Here is an 18,501-nt window from a genome sequence, read left to right on the forward strand (position 1 = left end):
GAGATAAAATTCACTGACTTTTTTTATTATACTAACTCTTCTATTTGGTCTAGCACACGTACAAATTGTCCTTCGTTATAAGGATAGCCAGCCTTTGTAATTTTTACACGAACTAATTTTCCAATCAAATCTTCAGATCCAGGAATGACAACTTTTAAATAATTATCTGTATAGCCTTCATACAAATTTGAATCTGAATCCAATTTATATTTTTCTTCTGGGATAATCTCTAATACTTCACCTTCAAATCGAGAAGCATATTCTACTGCAAGTTGATCATTTAATGTAATTAAACGATGCACACGCTCATTCTTCACTTCTTCTTCTACTTGATCTTCCATTCTTGCAGCAGGTGTACCTGTCCGCTTAGAATACGGGAAAACATGAAGTTCAGAGAATTTTTGGTCACGAATAAAATTATATGTTTCCATAAATTCTTCTTCTGTTTCACCTGGAAAACCTACAATTACATCAGAAGTAATAGCTAAATCAGGTAAAGCCTCTCTTAATCGGTCTAAACGATTTGCGAAAAACTCCATTGTATATTTTCTACGCATTCTTTTTAAAACAGTATCTGAACCGGATTGTATAGGGATATGCAAATGTCTCACAACAATTTTTGAATCTCTCAACACATCAATTACTTCATCCGATAATTGGCTTGCTTCGATTGAACTAATACGAAGACGTTTTAATCCTTTTACATTATTTTCAATGTCTCTTAAAAGCTGTGCCAAATTATAATCTTTTAAATCTTCTCCATATCCACCTGTATGAATGCCTGTTAATACAATTTCTAAATAACCTGCATCCACTAGCTGTTGAGCTTGGTGAACTACTTCTTCTGGGTTACGTGATCTCATGAGGCCACGAGCCCATGGGATAATGCAAAAAGTACAAAAATTATTACAGCCTTCCTGTATTTTAAGGGAAGCACGTGTGCGATCTGTGAATGAAGGGACGTCCAACTCTTCATATACTCGATTCTTCATTATGTTTCCTACTGCATTAATAGGAGTTCGTTCAGACTTATATTGTTCAATATAATCTAGCATTTTTGTTCGTTCTTGTGTTCCCACTACAATATCTACACCAGGAATTGCCATTATCTCTGCTGGTGAAGTTTGTGCATAACAACCAGTAACACAGATTACAGCATCAGGATTTTGACGAATTGCTCGACGTATTACTTGACGACTTTTTTTATCGCCTGTATTAGTTACTGTACAAGTATTGATGACATATACATCTGATTGTTTTTCAAAATCAGTGCGTTCATAACCATTTTCTTTAAATAATTGCCATATAGCCTCTGTTTCATAATGATTAACTTTACAGCCTAATGTATGGAATGCTACGGATGACATATCCTTACACCTCTTTCATTCATATTCATAGGAAATTGCAGCAAGCGCATATAACGGGGCAGTTTCAGTTCTTAAAATTCTTGGTCCAAGTGAAATTGGTTGAAAATCATTTTCTAGTAAGACTTTTACTTCAGAGCGATCTAATCCACCTTCGGGACCAAATACAATAAGTATCGATTTTTTATCATACACCTTTTTTAATTGCTCAGCAAACTTTTGACGTTGCTCGTGTTTTGCATCTTCTTCATCTGCAACAAACTTCACATCGTATTTTTGGGCAATTTCTAAAAGTTCATTTAAGTTAATAGGGCTATGTATAGTTGGTATTCTAGAACGATGCGATTGTTCAGCTGCTTCTTTCGCAATCTTTTGCAAACGAACGAGCTTCTTTTCGTTTTTTTGTTTGTCCCATTTCACAATTGACCTTTTCGCTTCATATGGATAGAGTGTATGCATTCCAAGTTCTGTTGCTTTTTGAGTAATCAATTCTAACTTATCACCTTTAGGTAAGCCACATACTATGGAAACTTTAATAGGCATTTCGTTTGAACTAGTTAGCTTATCGACTATTTGCAATACGACTGCCTTTGAAGTCCCCTCCATGATTTTCATCGTATAAGTAAAGTTTTCCGCGACTACATATACTTGATCTCCGGGTGACATGCGCATCACTTGTATCATATGATGCGCATCCTCGCCGGTTATTGTAATCAAATTATTATCATTTATTGGTTCATCCGTAAAATAACGTTGCATAACAATCTCCTTATAGAAGCGGTTTTTTTGAAATGATTGTTACCCAATCTTCCATCATCATCACTTCTTCAATTTCAAAGCCAGATTTTTGCAAAGCATTTTTCACATCTTCTTTTTTGGCAGAGATTATACCTGAGGTAATATACAAGCCTCCATCTTTGACAATAGAAAAGGCGTCATCTGTAAACGTCATAATAATTTCAGCTAAAATATTTGCAACTACAATATCTGCCTGCTCATTTACACTATCAAGTAAATTACCATGCGTTACCTTTACCACATGGTCTACATTATTAATTGTGATATTTTCTTTTGCAGAAGCTACAGCCACTTCGTCCAAATCAAGTGCATGTATAGATGTTGCGCCAAGTTTAGCTGCTCCAATTGAGAGTACCCCAGACCCAGTTCCTACATCTATCACTTTTGAATTCGGTTGGACAGTTTTTTCTAAAGCTTGAAGGCACATAACTGTTGTAGGGTGAGTACCTGTTCCAAAAGCCATTCCTGGATCTAATTCAATTATTAACTCATCTGTACTAACTCGTTCATAATCTTCCCAAGTCGGTACGATTGTAAATCGATTGGATATTTTTACAGGATGATAGTATTTTTTCCAAGCATTTGCCCAATCTTCCTCATCCACTTCTTGCACAGTCACAATATTGTGTCCAATATCGATATTGAAATTTTGTAAGTTAATAATCGCAAGCTTGATCTCTTCTACCGTTTCTAATAGAAAGCTAGTCTCTGCTAAATAAGCTTTTACACGAACCCCGTCAACAGGGAAATCTTCTGGATTTAAATTATAGATTTCACCGAATCGATCTTCTCTTTCTCTAACTAATTCCTCTGAGTCTTCAATGACTACCCCACTCGCACCAGCTTCATGCAAAATATTACTCACAGCGTCTACTGCTTCAATTGTCGTATGAATAGATAGTTCAGACCATTTCACCCTGCGCACAACTCCTTTATTCACCTTTTATCGTTCTTTTTATTTTATCAAATAACGAACTACCTTGCTCTTCTGGAATGTCCCCACTAATTTCAGCAAATTCACGAAGTAGTTGTTTTTGTTTTTCTGTCAATTTTTTAGGAGTGATTACTTTAACGATAACGTGTTGATCTCCGACTCCGTAACCATGAACATTTTTCACGCCTTTTCCTTTTAAACGGAATTTCGTTTGTGATTGAGTTCCTGCCGGAATCTTTAATTTCACTTTCCCTTGTACAGTAGGCACTTCAATTTCATCACCTAAAGCTGCTTGGGCATAAGTTAATGGTAATTCATAATAAATATCATCGCCATCTCGTTCGAAACGAGGATCAGCTTTAACACGGAATACAATATATAAGTCTCCAGCAGGACCACCATTTACACCTGGTTCCCCTTGACCACTTACGCGAAGTTGTTGACCATCATCAACTCCGGCTGGAATTGTGACTTTAATTTTTTTGCGTTTATTGACAGTACCTTTTCCATGACATGTTGAACATTTATCTTTAATCATCTTACCAGTTCCATGACAGTGATTACATGTACGTTTAGTTTGTATACGGCCAAATGGTGTATCTTGGGTCACATTCACTTGACCTGCACCATTACAATGCGTACATGTTTCAGGATGTGTTCCTGGTTTTGCCCCAGTACCTGAGCAAGTATCACAATTTTCTTCTTTTGAAATTTCTATTTCTGTTTCTTTACCAAAAACTGCTTCTTCAAACTCGATGGTCATAGAATATTGAAGGTCATTTCCTTTTCTTGGAGCGTTTGGATCACGTCGGCGAGAGCCACCCCCTCCAAAAAATGAACTGAAAATATCTTCAAAGCCAAAACCGTCTGCTCCGCCACCAAAACCACCAAAGCCTTGGTTTGGACCAGCATGACCAAATTGATCATATTGCGCACGTTTTTGATCATCACTTAACACTTCATAAGCTTCCGAAATCTCTTTAAACTTTTCCTCTGCGTTTGCTTCTTTATTAATATCAGGGTGATATTGTTTGGAAAGCTTACGATATGCTTTTTTAATCTCATCTTGTGAAGCACTTTTTGATAAACCAAGTACTTCATAATAATCACGTTTATTCATAGTTCACTCTCCTGCTCTGTTAACCTACACATAAAGATTATTGTAACACGGACAAAATCCGAATAGCAAAAAACTTATTTGTCGTTTCTAAGCTAAACAGTAAGAAAAGCCAAAGCCGAATTCGGTCTTTGACTTTTCCCACCACTCACATTACTTGTCTATCTAGTCTTACTTATCTTTATCGTCTTTTACTTCTTCAAATTCAGCATCTACTACACCATCGTCAGCTTGACCGCTATCTGCTTGACCTGCACTAGCAGCTTCTGCTTGTGCTTGTTCGTAAAGTTTCATTGTAAGTTGTTGAACGATTTCGTTTAATTTATCTTTTTTAGTTTTAATGTCTTCTAAGTTACCAGCTTCTAATGCTGCTTTTAACTCTTCTTTTGCATCTTCGGCAGATTTTTTCTCTTCTTCAGATACTTTATCTTCTAGATCTTTTAATGTTTTTTCTGTCATGAATACTAGTTGATCTGCTTCATTTTTAACTTCTGCTTCTTCTTTACGAGCTTTATCTGCTTCTGCATTTGCTTCTGCTTCTTTTACCATACGTTCAATCTCTTCATCGGAAAGTGAAGAATTAGATTGAATTGTAATGTTTTGTTCTTTTTGTGTTCCTAAATCTTTTGCTTTAACATTTACGATACCGTTTTTATCGATATCAAATGTTACTTCAATTTGTGGAACTCCACGTGGTGCTGGTGGAATATCCGCAAGTTGGAAGCGACCAAGTGTTTTGTTATCTGTTGCCATTGGACGTTCACCTTGTAAAACATGAATATCAACAGCAGGTTGGTTATCAGCAGCTGTAGAGAAAACTTGAGATTTTGATGTTGGGATTGTTGTATTACGTTCAATTAGTTTTGTGAAAACTCCACCCATTGTTTCAATACCTAATGAAAGAGGTGTAACGTCAAGAAGAACAACGTCTTTCACATCTCCAGTTAATACTCCACCTTGAACAGCAGCACCCATTGCTACTACTTCATCTGGGTTAACACCTTTATGTGGTTCTTTACCAGTTTCTTTTTTAATTGCATCTTGTACAGCAGGAATACGAGTAGAACCACCTACAAGAATAACTTTATCAATTTGAGATGAATTTAGACCAGCATCTTTTAGCGCTTGGCGAGTAGGTACCATTGTACGCTCTACTAAATGAGCTGTTAAATCATCAAATTTTGCACGTGTCATTGTTACTTCTAAGTGAAGTGGTCCAGCTTCCCCTGCAGTAATGAAAGGAAGAGAGATTTGTGTAGATGTTACACCAGACAAGTCTTTTTTCGCTTTTTCTGCAGCGTCTTTTAGACGTTGAACAGCCATTTTATCTTGAGATAAGTCAACACCATTATCTTTTTTGAATTCTTGAACTAAATAATCCATTATTACTTGGTCAAAGTCATCCCCACCAAGACGATTATCACCAGCTGTAGCTAATACTTCAAATACTCCATCACCAAGTTCTAGGATAGATACGTCAAATGTACCTCCACCTAAATCGTACACAAGTATTTTTTCATCATGATCCATTTTATCTAGCCCATAAGCTAGCGCTGCAGCAGTTGGTTCGTTAATAATACGTTCAACTTCAAGACCTGCGATACGACCAGCATCTTTTGTAGCTTGACGTTCAGCATCATTAAAATATGCAGGAACTGTAATAACAGCTTTCGTTACTTTTTCACCTAAGTAATCTTCAGCAAAACCTTTTAAGTATTGAAGAATCATTGCAGATACTTCTTGTGGAGTATATTCTTTATCTTCGGCAGTTACTTTTTCATTTGTACCCATTAAACGTTTAACAGATGAAATTGTATTTGGATTTGTAATAGATTGACGTTTAGCTACTTCCCCAACTTGTTTTTCACCATTTTTAAATGCTACAACAGATGGAGTTGTACGATTACCTTCTGGATTCGGAATTACTTTTGGTTCTCCGCCTTCTAGTACAGATACACATGAGTTTGTTGTTCCTAAGTCAATACCAATAATTTTAGACATATATTTTTCCTCCTAATTTATAACTGATATAAGTAAGTATCGATTATTATTCGTTTACCTTAACCATAGTAGGTCGCAGTATTCTATCTTTTAACTTATACCCTTTTTGTAATTCTTGAAGCACGATTCCTGACTCTTTTGAATCGTCCTTTTCTTGCATTACCGCCTGATGGAAGTTTGGATCGAATGGAACACCTTCTGCCTCAATTACTTCAAGGCCTTCTTTCCCAACTGCATCAAGTAAAGTGCGATATACCATTTCTACACCTTTTACTAAAGACACAGCCTCTTCCGATGTTACGTTAACTGCAAGTGCACGTTCAAAATTATCAAGTACCGGTAAAATATCTGTTAGAACAGATTGAGCGCGGTATTTATAATCTGATTCTTTGTCTAATTGAACTCTTCGTTTATAATTTTCGAAGTCTGCTCTTAAACGGATCGCTTTATCTTGTTCTTCCTCTAATTGTTGTTTAACAAGTGTGAGTTCGTCTACTTCAACTACTTCTTCCACACTTTCTTCGTTAGCTACTTCTTCGTTATTTTCATTTGATTCTACTTCTAGACTTTCTTCTACGATTTCATCTTTTTGTTTTGACATGTCCACAACTCTCCTTATCCATGATGACCACGTAATATTCTAGATAGTTCTCTTGATAAATCAGTACTCATTACATCCAGTAAAGAAACTACACGCTTATAATCCATACGTGTAGGACCAATAATTGCGATTGATCCCATCTGTTCATCTCCTATTCCATAGGAAGCTGTTATAACGCTACAGTCCTCCATTGCGAGGTGATTATTTTCAGATCCTATTCTTATCTGAATTCCTTTTTTATCAACAGGAAAAATACTAGGTATTTGGTTTACATGATCCATCAAGTACATTATACTACGAGCTTTTTCTAAATCATTAAATTCTGGTTGATTTAACAGTTGCATTTTTCCACCGTAGTATACTTTATCCTTCTGCTCTATCGTCATCGCTTTGTTCAATGAACTAAGGAGATTGTTAAAATGCCCGACTCTTTGTTTTAATAACGTGCTTGTAACAGCCTCTAATTTCATAGGAACTTCATGTACATGTACTCCTATTAAGCTGTCATTTAACAAATTAACCATTCGTTCAATGTCCGATGTATTATAGCTTTCAGGAATAGAAAATACTCGATTTTCAACGTGTCCGCTATCTGTGACGATAATGGCAACAGCCGAATCTTCTGAAAGTGGCACAATTGAAAAGCGTTTTACTCGATGCTTTCGAACATCCAACCCTAATAATATGGAGGTGTAATTCGTCAGTTCAGACAAGATATTTGCTGACTTCCGAATGATTTGCTCCGTCTCCACCATTCTTTCTTCAAAGACCGAACGAATTTGCTTAATCTCATCTTTCGATATTCGTTGTGGAGTTAACATATTGTCTACATAGTAACGGTACCCTTTTTCTGACGGTACACGACCAGACGAAGTATGTGTTTTTTCTAAATATCCCATATCTTCAAGATCTGCCATATCATTTCGAATAGTAGCAGGACTATATGGAACTTCCTCCTTTTTCGAAATCTGACGAGATCCAACTGGTTGAGCGGTTTCAATAAAATCATCTACCGTTACTTGCAATATTAATAATTGCCGATTAGTTAGCATGATTATCACCTCTGTTAGCACTCGTTCTATGAGAGTGCTAATACTCATATAAAAGGTATCAAATCTAAAGAAAACTGTCAATGAATATGATTTGGTTTATTGAAGAAAATACTGAAATACTTCATTTCCAACAAATCGTCCACGTCGTGTTAATTTCACATGACCATTTTCAATAATGATGAATCCTTTTTGTTTTAGTTCCTCTATTTCTTTTCCATATACCTTTTGAATTGATTGACTATATCGATGATTAAATCTATCTATCGAAACTCCAGCATTTTTTCGTAAACCTAAAAACATTTCCTCTTCCATCTTTTCGATAGAAGTTACTTCTTTTTGCAACATGATAGGTTTTTCATTTTGTTCGATCATATTCATATATTTTTTTAGTGGACCGTGGTTAGAGTACCGAATGCCATTTGCATAACCATGTGCTCCTGCTCCAAGACCAATGTATTCATCATTATCCCAGTAAATCAAATTATGATTAGATTCTTTTCCTTCCTTCGCAAAATTACTAATCTCATATTGGTTATACCCTTGTTTCGTCATTTCATCCAACAAATACCCATACATTTTTGCTTCCAGGTCTTCTCCTGGTAATGAAAGTTTGCCTTTTGACATCAAGTTATAAAAAATCGTTTTAGGCTCTATCAATAAAGAATAGGCCGAAATATGTGGAATGTTAAGGCTGTTTGCCAGTTGCAATGAATTTTGCCATTGCTCCATTGTTTGATTTGGCAATCCATACATCAAATCAATACTAATAGACGGAAAATCAATTTTCTTTGCATTTTCTATTACTTCATAGACATGTTCGTTAGAATGAGTTCTTCCAAGGACCTTCAATAATTCTTGATCAAACGTTTGGACACCCATACTTAATCTATTTACTCCAAACTGTCGCATGAGTTGCATTTTCTCAAAAGTTAATTCATCAGGATTAGCTTCTGAAGTAAATTCAATTACTCCATCCATTGGAATGTATTGATGGATGAAAGTAAATAATCGCTCTAATTGAGATTCAGATAAAGAGGTCGGAGTTCCTCCCCCAATAAAAATAGTTTCAATTTGGGATCCATTTAATTGTTCTTCCCATAAGTGCATTTCTTTACCTATGGATTCGATGTATTCATCTACTGGTTGGTTATGAAAGAAAAATTTATTAAAATCGCAATAATTGCATATCTGATGACAGAAAGGAATGTGGAGATAAACGCCACGTACCATAGGATACACCACTTTCTATAAAAGGAAAAAGGAGGCAAAAGCCTCCTTACCTTTGGTATTTTTATTTGGCTAGTCCATTTAAAAAAGCCATAAATGCTTCATAGACGAGCACTTTCATATTGTATTGTATCGTATTTTATTAAATCTAACAAACCGTAAGAACTAGCGACACGTCATGTTCGTTTAGCGCATGGAATGGTTCATGAACACATATTGAATGAATGTCATCTTAAATAAGATTACTTGGTCGACACTAGGACGATCGTATTTGGAACTAGTTGGTTAATCGTTAGCAATTCTAACTGTTAACGTCATAATCCATCACTACTCAAGTATTGTGTGTTTTTAATTAGATCCTTAGCGGAGGCGGCGACTCCAGCGGGAAAAGCGGGACAGTCGAGACCCTGGACTGAGCTTTGCGAAATTAATTTTGCGACGAGCTTGCGCAGGAGCAAAGGAAGCGGCTCGGCCCCGCCCGCGGAAAGCGTCCGCCCGGAGCGGAAATCCTATTACTATTTATGACATTTTTTATTTTAAAAGAAAAAAGACTATAGATATACTCAAAAACCTTAGAGTTTGTCTACAGTCTGAATGAACCTTATTAAGTCCTTTTTTCAATGCATATGTTTATTTATTCTAAAATGAAAAAAACTTACCACCGAAAAATACAAACGGTGGCAAGTTCATTGAAAAATATTAATTTCAAAAGAATTTTATTCTTATCCCTTTAATCAATTACTTATTAGGTTCATCCATCTTCAGAACAGCCATAAATGCTTCCTGTGGTACTTCTACTGAACCTACTTGTTTCATACGTTTTTTACCTTCTTTTTGTTTCTCAAGAAGTTTTCGTTTACGTGAGATATCTCCACCATAACATTTTGCTAAAACGTTTTTGCCGATTGATTTGATCGTTGAACGTGCAACAATCTTTTGACCAATCGCTGCCTGAACTGGAACCTCAAACTGTTGTCTAGGAATAAGCGCTTTTAACTTTTCAACAATTACTTTTCCACGTTCATAAGCAAAATCTTTATGAACGATAAAACTTAATGCGTCGACTTTCTCGCTATTTAAAAGAATGTCCATTTTAACTAGTTTAGATTCTTTGTATCCAATCAGTTCATAATCAAAAGATGCATAACCCTTTGTACTTGATTTTAAAGCATCAAAGAAATCGTATACAATCTCAGATAGAGGAATTTCATAAATAATATTAACCCGAGCTTTAGATAAGAAATCCATCGTGATAAAATTCCCACGTTTTCGTTGACATAACTCCATTACAGATCCCACATAATCTTCAGGTACCATAATAGAAGCTTTAACGTATGGTTCTTCAATTGTATCTACTTTTTGGACATCTGGCATCATAGATGGGTTGTCTACTTTAATCGTTTCTCCATTGGTCAACTTAACATCGTAAATAACACTAGGTGCTGTCGTGATTAAATCTATTTTAAATTCACGCTCAATACGTTCTTGAATAATTTCCATATGAAGCAGTCCTAAGAATCCACAACGATATCCAAATCCAAGTGCTTGTGAAGTTTCTGGTTCAAACTCTAAAGCTGAGTCATTAAGTTGTAATTTTTCTAAGGCATCCCGTAAATCAACATATTTTGCGTTATCAATTGGGTATAAACCACAGAAAACCATAGGATTCATTTTTCGATATCCAGCAAGTGGTTCAGAAGCAGGGTTCGAAGCTAAAGTGATTGTATCCCCTACACTTGAATCGCCAACATGTTTCATGGACGCTGTTAAGAAACCTACGTCCCCAACAGTCAACTCTGAACGCATAGTAGATTTTGGTGTAAAAACCCCTGTTTCAACTACTTCGAATTCTTTACCAGAAGACATCATTTTTATCGTATCTCCTGGTTTTACAGTACCTTCCATAATACGAATATAAACAATTACACCGCGATAAGGGTCGAATAACGAGTCAAAAATAAGCGCTTTTAATGGGGCTGCAGGATCTCCAGATGGTGCTGGCACTTTTTCTACTATTTGCTCCAGAATATCTTCTATACCTATCCCTGCTTTAGCAGAAGCTAGAACAGCTTCGGATGCATCTAATCCTATAACTTCTTCAACTTCATTTCTAACACGCTCAGGATCAGCAGCAGGTAAATCGATTTTATTGATAACCGGTAGAATCTCTAAATCATTGTCTAATGCTAGATACACATTCGCAAGAGTTTGTGCTTCGATACCTTGAGCTGCGTCCACAACTAAGATGGCTCCTTCACAAGCAGCTAAGCTTCTAGAAACCTCGTATGTGAAATCGACATGTCCTGGTGTATCAATTAGATGAAATATATATTCTTCTCCATCTTTTGCATTGTATGTCAGTTGCACCGCATTCAATTTAATCGTTATACCTCTTTCACGCTCCAAATCCATGGAATCGAGTAACTGGTCTTTCATCTCGCGTGAAGTTAATGTTTGCGTCTTTTCTAAAATACGATCTGCCAAAGTTGATTTTCCGTGGTCAATATGGGCTATAATCGAAAAGTTACGAATCTTTTTTTGTCGATCCATTCTCTGTTCATGATTCATCTTGTTCACTCCTAATTAAACTACTAAGAATTATAACAGACAAAACCTTTTTCGTAACGAATTACAAATATGTCTGTTAAATAATTATGTATTTCTTGTATGTAAACTTTCCAAAGTATAAATTCAATGGATATGTTACCTTTAAAATTATTTTTGCCAGAATATAATCTTATCAAAAAGCTGTTAGTAAAACAATCAAGTAAAAAAGAGATTAAGCTATAAGCTCAATCTCTTGGTACTTTAAGATGCTATCGGTTCGTAAAACATATTAGAAATAGCTTTCGCTAATATAGCGATAGAACGATTAATTTCTTGTTCATTATTATCGACGCCTCCAAGTTCGACTACAAGAAGATTTTTGGCAAGGTCTTGGTTGTAAACGCCATCTACACCCTTCCCTGATTTAACCAAAACCCCTCGTGATATTCCAGGAACTAATTTATTTAATTGATCTGAGAGATTATTAGCTAACTGCTCATTCCATCGGTAGTTGTCATGCTCCGCTCCAATTACAAAAATAAATTTAGCATAGCTTTCTTCGCCGACCTTAAGAGTCGTTACATTCGCTTTCATTGAGTCTCTGTGAATATCAAGAATAATATCATACTTATTATGAGCTAAGGCATTTTGAACAAATGGGCGAATCGTATGATAGTCTTTTATTTCTTGCTTATTATAGTCATCCAAAAACTCTGATTCTACTTGGTGGAATGCAAATTGAGCTGTGAGTTGTTCTTGAAAGGTAGTTATATTACTTTCAGGATGATAAACTGAAACCTTCTCTCCTTTTGCCGCAAGTATAGGCTGGTATGCTTCTTGGTAATGAGTAAAATACACAAATGCTTTTTTAGGATCAGTAATTTCTGAAACAATTGGTGGTGATTCCAGCTGTGCCGCATAGACAATTGGTGTTTCCTCTTTTTTCTTTTCTTCGGGTTGTTGCGTAACAAGAGGTGTTTGGATTGTAGCGATCACAATGGGAGCTAAAAATAATAGTATTAAAATGCTTGTTAAATTCTTAAGGGAATTAGCCATAATTTCCACTCTCCTCAAACAATCGTATGTTGAGGAGAGTATTTTTAGAACTACTATACAACTGTAATTAAGAAGATTCCTTAAGAATAAAAGTCGCGCTAATTATCTGCTTGAAATCCAATTTTCAATTCCATTAGATAATAAATAAGCGTACTGCTCAACCCATGCGTCCGTCTCTTTCGGAGTCACAAATAAAGAAGAATTTTTTCCTACGAACACTTCTTCAAACAATTTTCTTTTTTCATCCGTTGACCATGTCACCCATTCTCCAAATATCGGTTGTAAAACAGTTTTATCAAGAGTCGATTTTTTGCTAGACACCATAGGGGTAACAGCAAGTGCTGAGGAAGGTCTACTTTTTTCCTCTACTTTAGATGCAATATAATGTATAACATTTTCCATCGCATCTGCATATAAGACTGGACCATCGACCACCATTGGTATCCCAATTGCAGTTACAGGAACACCATAAACCTCTTCTGATACTTCTTTTCGTTGATTACCGACTCCCGATCCAGGATGAATACCTGTATTCGTCAGCTGAATCGTTTTGCAAAGTCGTTCGCTATTTCTTGCTGCAAGTGCATCTATCACAATTATCAAATCCGGCTGAAATGCTTTGCTAATAGCTTCTATAAAGTCACTTGTCTCAAAACCTGTCTGACCAGTTACTCCTGGAGCATACATTACTACCTTTACGTTTTCTGATTTTTGGGATAGAGAGGAACCTTGTAAGTATTCAATTGCCTTTGGTCCAATAGCATCTGGAGTTATCGTAGAATTTCCTAGTCCAATTATTAACACTTTAGAAGAATTTGATAAATTTAATCCTTGATGCATCTCGTCAAGCTTCTCTAAAAACATTTTTTCCAAGGCTTCAAAACTTTCCTCAACTTCTGGATTCACCGTCAGATCTGTAAGCGTAATATATTTTCCTTTTTTCTTGCCTATTTTTTTCTCACCTTGTTCATTTACTTCTATTGAAGTTATTAAGACTGCGCCGCTTCGACTTTCGTCAAACTTTATTCCTTCTGAATTACTTAATGTCTCTTTTTGAGTTTTCGTTTTGTGTTGTACCATTTCTTCCGTTTCATCTAAAAGATCTGTTCTTCCCCACATATAAATCACCTCCTAAATAGTTTGTACGATGTGTCAAGTAAATATTCTTTGCATTTATATATTGCAATTTGTTTTTTCGTTTGTTAAAATAATGCTTGTTGTATTAGACAGTTTTCAACACATAAAAGTATCATCTCAGACCTTATTAGGAGGTGAAAGGTATGCCAAATATTAAATCTGCTATTAAACGTGTTAAGAAAAACGAGACGTTAAACGCTCAAAATGCAAAAGCAAAATCAGCTATGCGTACTGCTGTAAAAAAAGCTGACACTGCTGCACTTAATAACGACGAAAACGCAAAAGAACTTATTAAAACTGCAATTCAACAAGTTGAAAAAGCAGCTTCTAAAGGTTTAATTCATAAAAACGCAGCTACTCGCAAGAAAGCTCAATTAATGAAAAAAGCGTAAGTAAAAAGACTGGATCCGATTCATCGGCCAGTCTTTCTTTTTTATTTCATCAAAAACATTTCTAAAATTCTATCTCGATTAATATTTAATGTTTTTAGTTGCAAGTCTACTGTTGCAAGATCATTTAAAGTTGAAAGCAATTTTTTTTCATTTTGGAGATTAGGATTATCAAATAATAACTTCACTCGATAAGGGTGTACTTTTAGTTGATTTGCAATTTGTTGTGCGTGATATCCTCTTTTCTTTAAGTGCCCTACCTGTATCATTAAACGTACCTGAGTCGCTATTAGAGCATTTAGCTTAAGTGGGTCTTCTTTTCGTTTTAATAAGTCATGATATATTTCGATTGCTTCCCCTTTGTTTCCTGTTAAATAGGCATTTCCTAAAGAAAAAACATCTTGTTCTAATGTTCTAACGAGAAGCAACTTCACCGTATTAATATCAATTTCTTCCTGTTCCCCTAAGTAAGTCGTAATTTTCATTAATTCTGTTTGTAAATGAACTAAATTTGTTCCTCCGATTTCTATTAAACCTTCTACTGCCTCATCGGAGATTGTTTTCCCAAGATTAGAAACCTCATGCAAAATCCAACCTTTTAAGTCATGAGCTTGTAAACTAGAAGCTTCAATTACTTCAGCATGTTGTTTCATCGCTTTTGTTATTTTTTTTCTTTCATCAAGTTTTTCATAAGGCGCAATAAAAACCGTAACTGAAGTTGGAGATGGACTTTGAACCCATTTTTCTAATACTACTGTATCATGGACAATTTTCTCTTTCCCTTTTTCAGCAGCTTTCAAAAAGAAGGCATTTTTTGCAATTACTAATTTACGATCAGAGAAAAAAGGAATAGTATCTGCTTCATAAATAACTTCTTCTATATTGTTTTCTTCCAGATCAAAATTTATAACTTCTACTTCTCCACTTTCACTTAATTGTCTCTTAAGTTTTTTTAAAGTTTCTTCGATAAAATAGGCTTCCGTTCCATATAATAAATAAACATCTGCTATTTTATTATTTGCTATTTGCATCCATTTTTCTGAAATCATTTATAAATCCCCTTGTTTAACTTTAATAATCTTATTATACAGTAGAATAAATGAATAATTTGTGACATTATAGTAGTGAATAGAAAATTGACCGTTTCCATGTAGATTTTTTATATATAATACTTTATAATTAGGTGGAAATAGGAGGGGTATCAATGAATCAGTTTGAACAAAATGTACAGTCGAAACGTAACGACGCTATCGACTCAGGCGTAGGTTTCGTAGTCTCCTTTGGATTTTTTACAATAATGTTCGCTATCGCAGTAATTATTGAGTTTATCGCTCGATAAAGCAGAGAAGGGGCTGTCCTGCAAGTCATAAAAAATGACTTCTAAGGGCAGCCTCTTTCTTCGTACTTCTATTAAAAAGTGCGATAGATTTTCTTTCCAGGCGGACGCTTTCCGCCGGCATGGCTTCAGCCGCTTCCCTCGCTACGCTCAGTCCAGGGTCTTCAGTTCATGCACCTGCCGCTTCGCTTTCGGTGCAGAAAACATTTGCTTTTCCGGCTGGAGTCGCCGCCTTCCACTCTAATCAACTATTATCCGCTTTTCAATTAGAAAAACGTCATACCATTAATAGAGCATGTTTTCATCACTTAAATTTTATAAATTAGTATTTATAGAAAATTGTTGAAAAAGGCGACACTCCTGCGGGAATAGCGATAGCCGTAGACCCCGCAGTTGTGGGGAAGGCAATCTAAGTTCGCCGCATCCTGCGGCAACGATTGCATGACCAACATCGTGTTGGCCTAGGAGGCTAAGGCAACGCCCGCGGAAAGGGAGCCGTTTCAACGATTTTCTTATTTATTGGAAGAGCTTATTTAAAAAGTCAAATTCTATAGACTTTTTCAGTGTCCTTGCTAAGCTACGTGCGGGGCTGTGACTGTCTCGTTTTCCTTCAGGAGAGTCGCCGTCTTTCATTTAGGGACTTATTCGACAAAACTCTTTGTCTTTTATGGTGTAGAAATCATTATTTTTCCATTCTTTTTTATTTCTACTTGAATCGTCCCATCATTTCCAGTTTGTATATAAGGTAGATTTAACCTGTTTAATCTCTCTACTACTTCTAGATGGGGATGTCCATAACGATTATTATATCCAGCTGAGATTATGGAGATGTCAGGCTCAGTCAGCTCTAAGAAAGATTCAATGCTAGATGTTTTGCTTCCATGATGTCCTAATTTTAATAAAGTAAGCTGTTTAATTGCGCTTGCATAGCTTGAAATAAGCTCCTCTTCCCCCTCCTTCTCTAAATCACCCATAAACAATCCATGAAAATAGGCATTTTTCATAGACAATACGAGTGAGTCATTATTTCCCTCATACATATTATCAAACGGATAAATATATTGAAGTTGAAAATATTTAGACTCTATGTGATCACCTGCAATCTTTTCAAGCACAGGTATATTTTGTTTCCTTATTTCCTTTATTAAATCATTCATCACTTCTTTTTGAGTGGAATCAGGGGTAATATGAACTTGTTCTATTTTTATTTCTTCTAAGACTTCCTCAGCACCTTCCATGTGATCTGCATCTGCATGCGTTATAACGAGAGTGTCAATCTTTGTTATTCCTCTCCCTTTTAAAAAAGGTACAACAATTTGTCTTCCAACCTCATATTTTTCATTAGTCTCTTTCCAAGAATCCTGTTCGAACCTTAACAGTCCTCCTGTGTCAATCATGATCACTTCTTTTCTGTAGGGCATTTCAATGATAATACAATCCCCTTGTCCAACATTAAGAAAGCTAATCCATGTGGACGAATTCAAATATGGTTTGATATGCATAAAAACTATCGGAATAAGTAGTGTAATTGTTCCAATAATTATTCTCTTTCTCTTTTCCAAGCAAACAAAAAAGAAAAACACAGTTAAATAAGCAAAAAACACGATTGATAGTGAAGGCCTCATTGGATTCCATAATTGAAATGGTAGATGACCAATATATAAGATGAATGTTTCCAACTTAACACGAATAGGCTCGTACATTGAAAACATAAACCCACTAATAGAAGTTGAGAGATAGGTTAAAAATAAGAGGAAGATATTTATTGGTAGAATGAGAAAAGAAAATAAAGGTACAAAAAGTAGATTTGCTAAAAAGGAGGATATCGATACCTCGTAAAAATGATAAAGTAGAATAGGATAAACGATTAATTGACATACAGCTGTAATCATGAATGATTGCGTTAAATAAGAGGAGCTACTATTTAAAAGTACAGATGAATAGATTAGTGAAAAAGCAGCTAAGTATGATAATTGGAAACCAATTTGATATACAATCCAAGGGCTAATGAATACAAATCCGATAATACTTAGCGAAAAAGCATCATCCATAGCAATTTTTTTCCTATATGCCATACTTATTAATACTATCTCAGTAACGGAAACAGATCTCCATACGGATGGTGCTCCTCCAGCTAACAATGCATAAATAGGAAGCACTAAAATTAACAGCCAACTTGCGGATTCTTTTCTAACTCCAATGCGAATGAGTAGTTCGTACAAAATGAGGGTTATTAGTGCAACATGAAGTCCTGAGATAGCAAAAAGATGTGTTATACCCAAGGTTTGATAGGCCACTTGTAAATCTGTTGGCATTTGTTCACGACTTCCGATTAGCAATGCTTCCGCTTCAGATTGTAATGAGTGTGGAAATGTCGACTGAATATGTTGTTTCATATCAAATCTTTTTTCCGCCATAAAACTGACAAAGCTTTTCTCATTTCCTACAAACTGATATTTCTGTACCTCTATTTGTCCGACAGCTCCATTACTTTTTATATATGCTTCCATATCAAAAGCATACATATGAGATAAAGGGGCTTTTAAAATTTCTTGCGACTCAATTAGAAAACTTTTACCAGCAATCGACTCGTTTAAGAAGTCGTTTTTTTGTTGTTCTGATTTAATTTTAAATTGAACATACCACTTTTGTTGATCATCTCCAAAGGCAAATCCTCGTAAATAGCTACCGTTGATCCTGTAGCTATCTGTCCAGGTAATTTTATTCACAGCAACATTTTCAGAAGGTGCTGGAATGCTGTAAGTAAAGTACATGTAGGAAGAACTACCAAAAATGACAACCAGCACAATTAACAATAATTGTTTTCCTTTATATAGTAGCCAAAATACGATCAGTACTAATAAAAACAAAAGCCTTATCGATTCATAAGTTGCTATGGAAGCAACAACTACTGATAAGGCCATATAAATAATATTTCCTTT

Annotated in this window: 15 protein-coding genes; 2 read left to right on the plus strand and 13 right to left on the minus strand. The window is 35.5% G+C overall.

All coding sequences use genetic code 11. From position 1 onward, the window contains the following. Nucleotides 1–26 precede the first annotated feature (26 nt). The 11 genes from mtaB to gpr form a co-directional block, all read right to left on the minus strand. Nucleotides 27–1,367 carry a tRNA (N(6)-L-threonylcarbamoyladenosine(37)-C(2))-methylthiotransferase MtaB gene (mtaB, locus tag PGC35_RS12040; RefSeq protein ID WP_375219340.1) on the minus strand — a complete coding sequence of 447 codons (1,341 nt, stop codon included), beginning with the start codon at nucleotides 1,365–1,367 and terminating at the stop codon, nucleotides 27–29. 15 nt (nucleotides 1,368–1,382) lie between these two features. Further along, entirely contained in the window at nucleotides 1,383–2,123 is a 741-nt protein-coding gene (locus tag PGC35_RS12045) for a 16S rRNA (uracil(1498)-N(3))-methyltransferase (protein WP_375219341.1), read from the minus strand. A gap of 10 nt (nucleotides 2,124–2,133) precedes the next feature. Continuing rightward, nucleotides 2,134–3,078, minus strand: coding sequence for a 50S ribosomal protein L11 methyltransferase (gene prmA / locus PGC35_RS12050; protein ID WP_375219342.1), 945 nt, complete (start codon nucleotides 3,076–3,078; stop codon nucleotides 2,134–2,136). A 16-nt stretch (nucleotides 3,079–3,094) separates the two neighbouring features. Further along, nucleotides 3,095–4,216 carry a molecular chaperone DnaJ gene (gene dnaJ / locus PGC35_RS12055; RefSeq protein WP_056831637.1) on the minus strand — a complete coding sequence of 374 codons (1,122 nt, stop codon included), beginning with the start codon at nucleotides 4,214–4,216 and terminating at the stop codon, nucleotides 3,095–3,097. A 168-nt stretch (nucleotides 4,217–4,384) separates the two neighbouring features. Next, the gene (dnaK, locus tag PGC35_RS12060; protein ID WP_375219343.1) at nucleotides 4,385–6,214 is read right to left on the minus strand and encodes a molecular chaperone DnaK; all 1,830 of its coding nucleotides are present in this window, start codon (nucleotides 6,212–6,214) and stop codon (nucleotides 4,385–4,387) included. A gap of 46 nt (nucleotides 6,215–6,260) precedes the next feature. Beyond that, entirely contained in the window at nucleotides 6,261–6,815 is a 555-nt protein-coding gene (grpE, locus tag PGC35_RS12065; protein WP_056831635.1) for a nucleotide exchange factor GrpE, read from the minus strand. Between the two features lie 14 nt (nucleotides 6,816–6,829). After that, a complete protein-coding gene (gene hrcA / locus PGC35_RS12070; RefSeq protein WP_056831633.1) occupies nucleotides 6,830–7,867 on the minus strand; it encodes a heat-inducible transcriptional repressor HrcA in 1,038 nt (345 codons plus the stop codon). Nucleotides 7,868–7,963: 96 nt separating this feature from the next. Further along, nucleotides 7,964–9,097: a radical SAM family heme chaperone HemW gene (gene hemW / locus PGC35_RS12075; RefSeq protein WP_375219344.1), complete on the minus strand. Its 1,134-nt coding sequence runs from the start codon at nucleotides 9,095–9,097 to the stop codon at nucleotides 7,964–7,966. 735 nt (nucleotides 9,098–9,832) lie between these two features. Further along, entirely contained in the window at nucleotides 9,833–11,662 is a 1,830-nt protein-coding gene (lepA, locus tag PGC35_RS12080) for a translation elongation factor 4 (protein WP_053588829.1), read from the minus strand. A 240-nt stretch (nucleotides 11,663–11,902) separates the two neighbouring features. Then, the gene (gene spoIIP, locus PGC35_RS12085; protein WP_053588828.1) at nucleotides 11,903–12,697 is read right to left on the minus strand and encodes a stage II sporulation protein P; all 795 of its coding nucleotides are present in this window, start codon (nucleotides 12,695–12,697) and stop codon (nucleotides 11,903–11,905) included. Between the two features lie 102 nt (nucleotides 12,698–12,799). Beyond that, on the minus strand, nucleotides 12,800–13,816 hold the full coding sequence (gene gpr / locus PGC35_RS12090; protein ID WP_053588827.1) for a GPR endopeptidase: 1,017 nt from the start codon (nucleotides 13,814–13,816) through the stop codon (nucleotides 12,800–12,802). A gap of 161 nt (nucleotides 13,817–13,977) precedes the next feature. Here gpr and rpsT point away from each other — a divergent pair, with 161 nt between their 5' ends. Next, nucleotides 13,978–14,226, plus strand: coding sequence for a 30S ribosomal protein S20 (gene rpsT, locus PGC35_RS12095; protein WP_053588826.1), 249 nt, complete (start codon nucleotides 13,978–13,980; stop codon nucleotides 14,224–14,226). Nucleotides 14,227–14,267: 41 nt separating this feature from the next. Here the strand turns inward: rpsT and holA are convergent, their stop codons facing one another. Beyond that, nucleotides 14,268–15,272 carry a DNA polymerase III subunit delta gene (gene holA / locus PGC35_RS12100; RefSeq protein ID WP_056831629.1) on the minus strand — a complete coding sequence of 335 codons (1,005 nt, stop codon included), beginning with the start codon at nucleotides 15,270–15,272 and terminating at the stop codon, nucleotides 14,268–14,270. A 155-nt stretch (nucleotides 15,273–15,427) separates the two neighbouring features. On the opposite strand from holA, the gene PGC35_RS12105 reads away from it, so the two are divergent. Continuing rightward, nucleotides 15,428–15,562 (plus strand): YqzM family protein, encoded by a 135-nt coding sequence (locus PGC35_RS12105; RefSeq protein WP_082355158.1) that lies wholly within the window; start codon nucleotides 15,428–15,430, stop codon nucleotides 15,560–15,562. Nucleotides 15,563–16,224: 662 nt separating this feature from the next. Here PGC35_RS12105 and PGC35_RS12110 read toward each other — a convergent pair. Further along, on the minus strand, nucleotides 16,225–18,483 hold the full coding sequence (locus tag PGC35_RS12110) for a DNA internalization-related competence protein ComEC/Rec2 (RefSeq protein WP_375219345.1): 2,259 nt from the start codon (nucleotides 18,481–18,483) through the stop codon (nucleotides 16,225–16,227). Between the last annotated feature and the right edge of the window lie 18 nt (nucleotides 18,484–18,501).

Origin of the sequence: Psychrobacillus sp. PGGUH221 (assembly GCF_042055255.1) — a bacterium.
Taxonomy (GTDB): domain Bacteria; phylum Bacillota; class Bacilli; order Bacillales_A; family Planococcaceae; genus Psychrobacillus.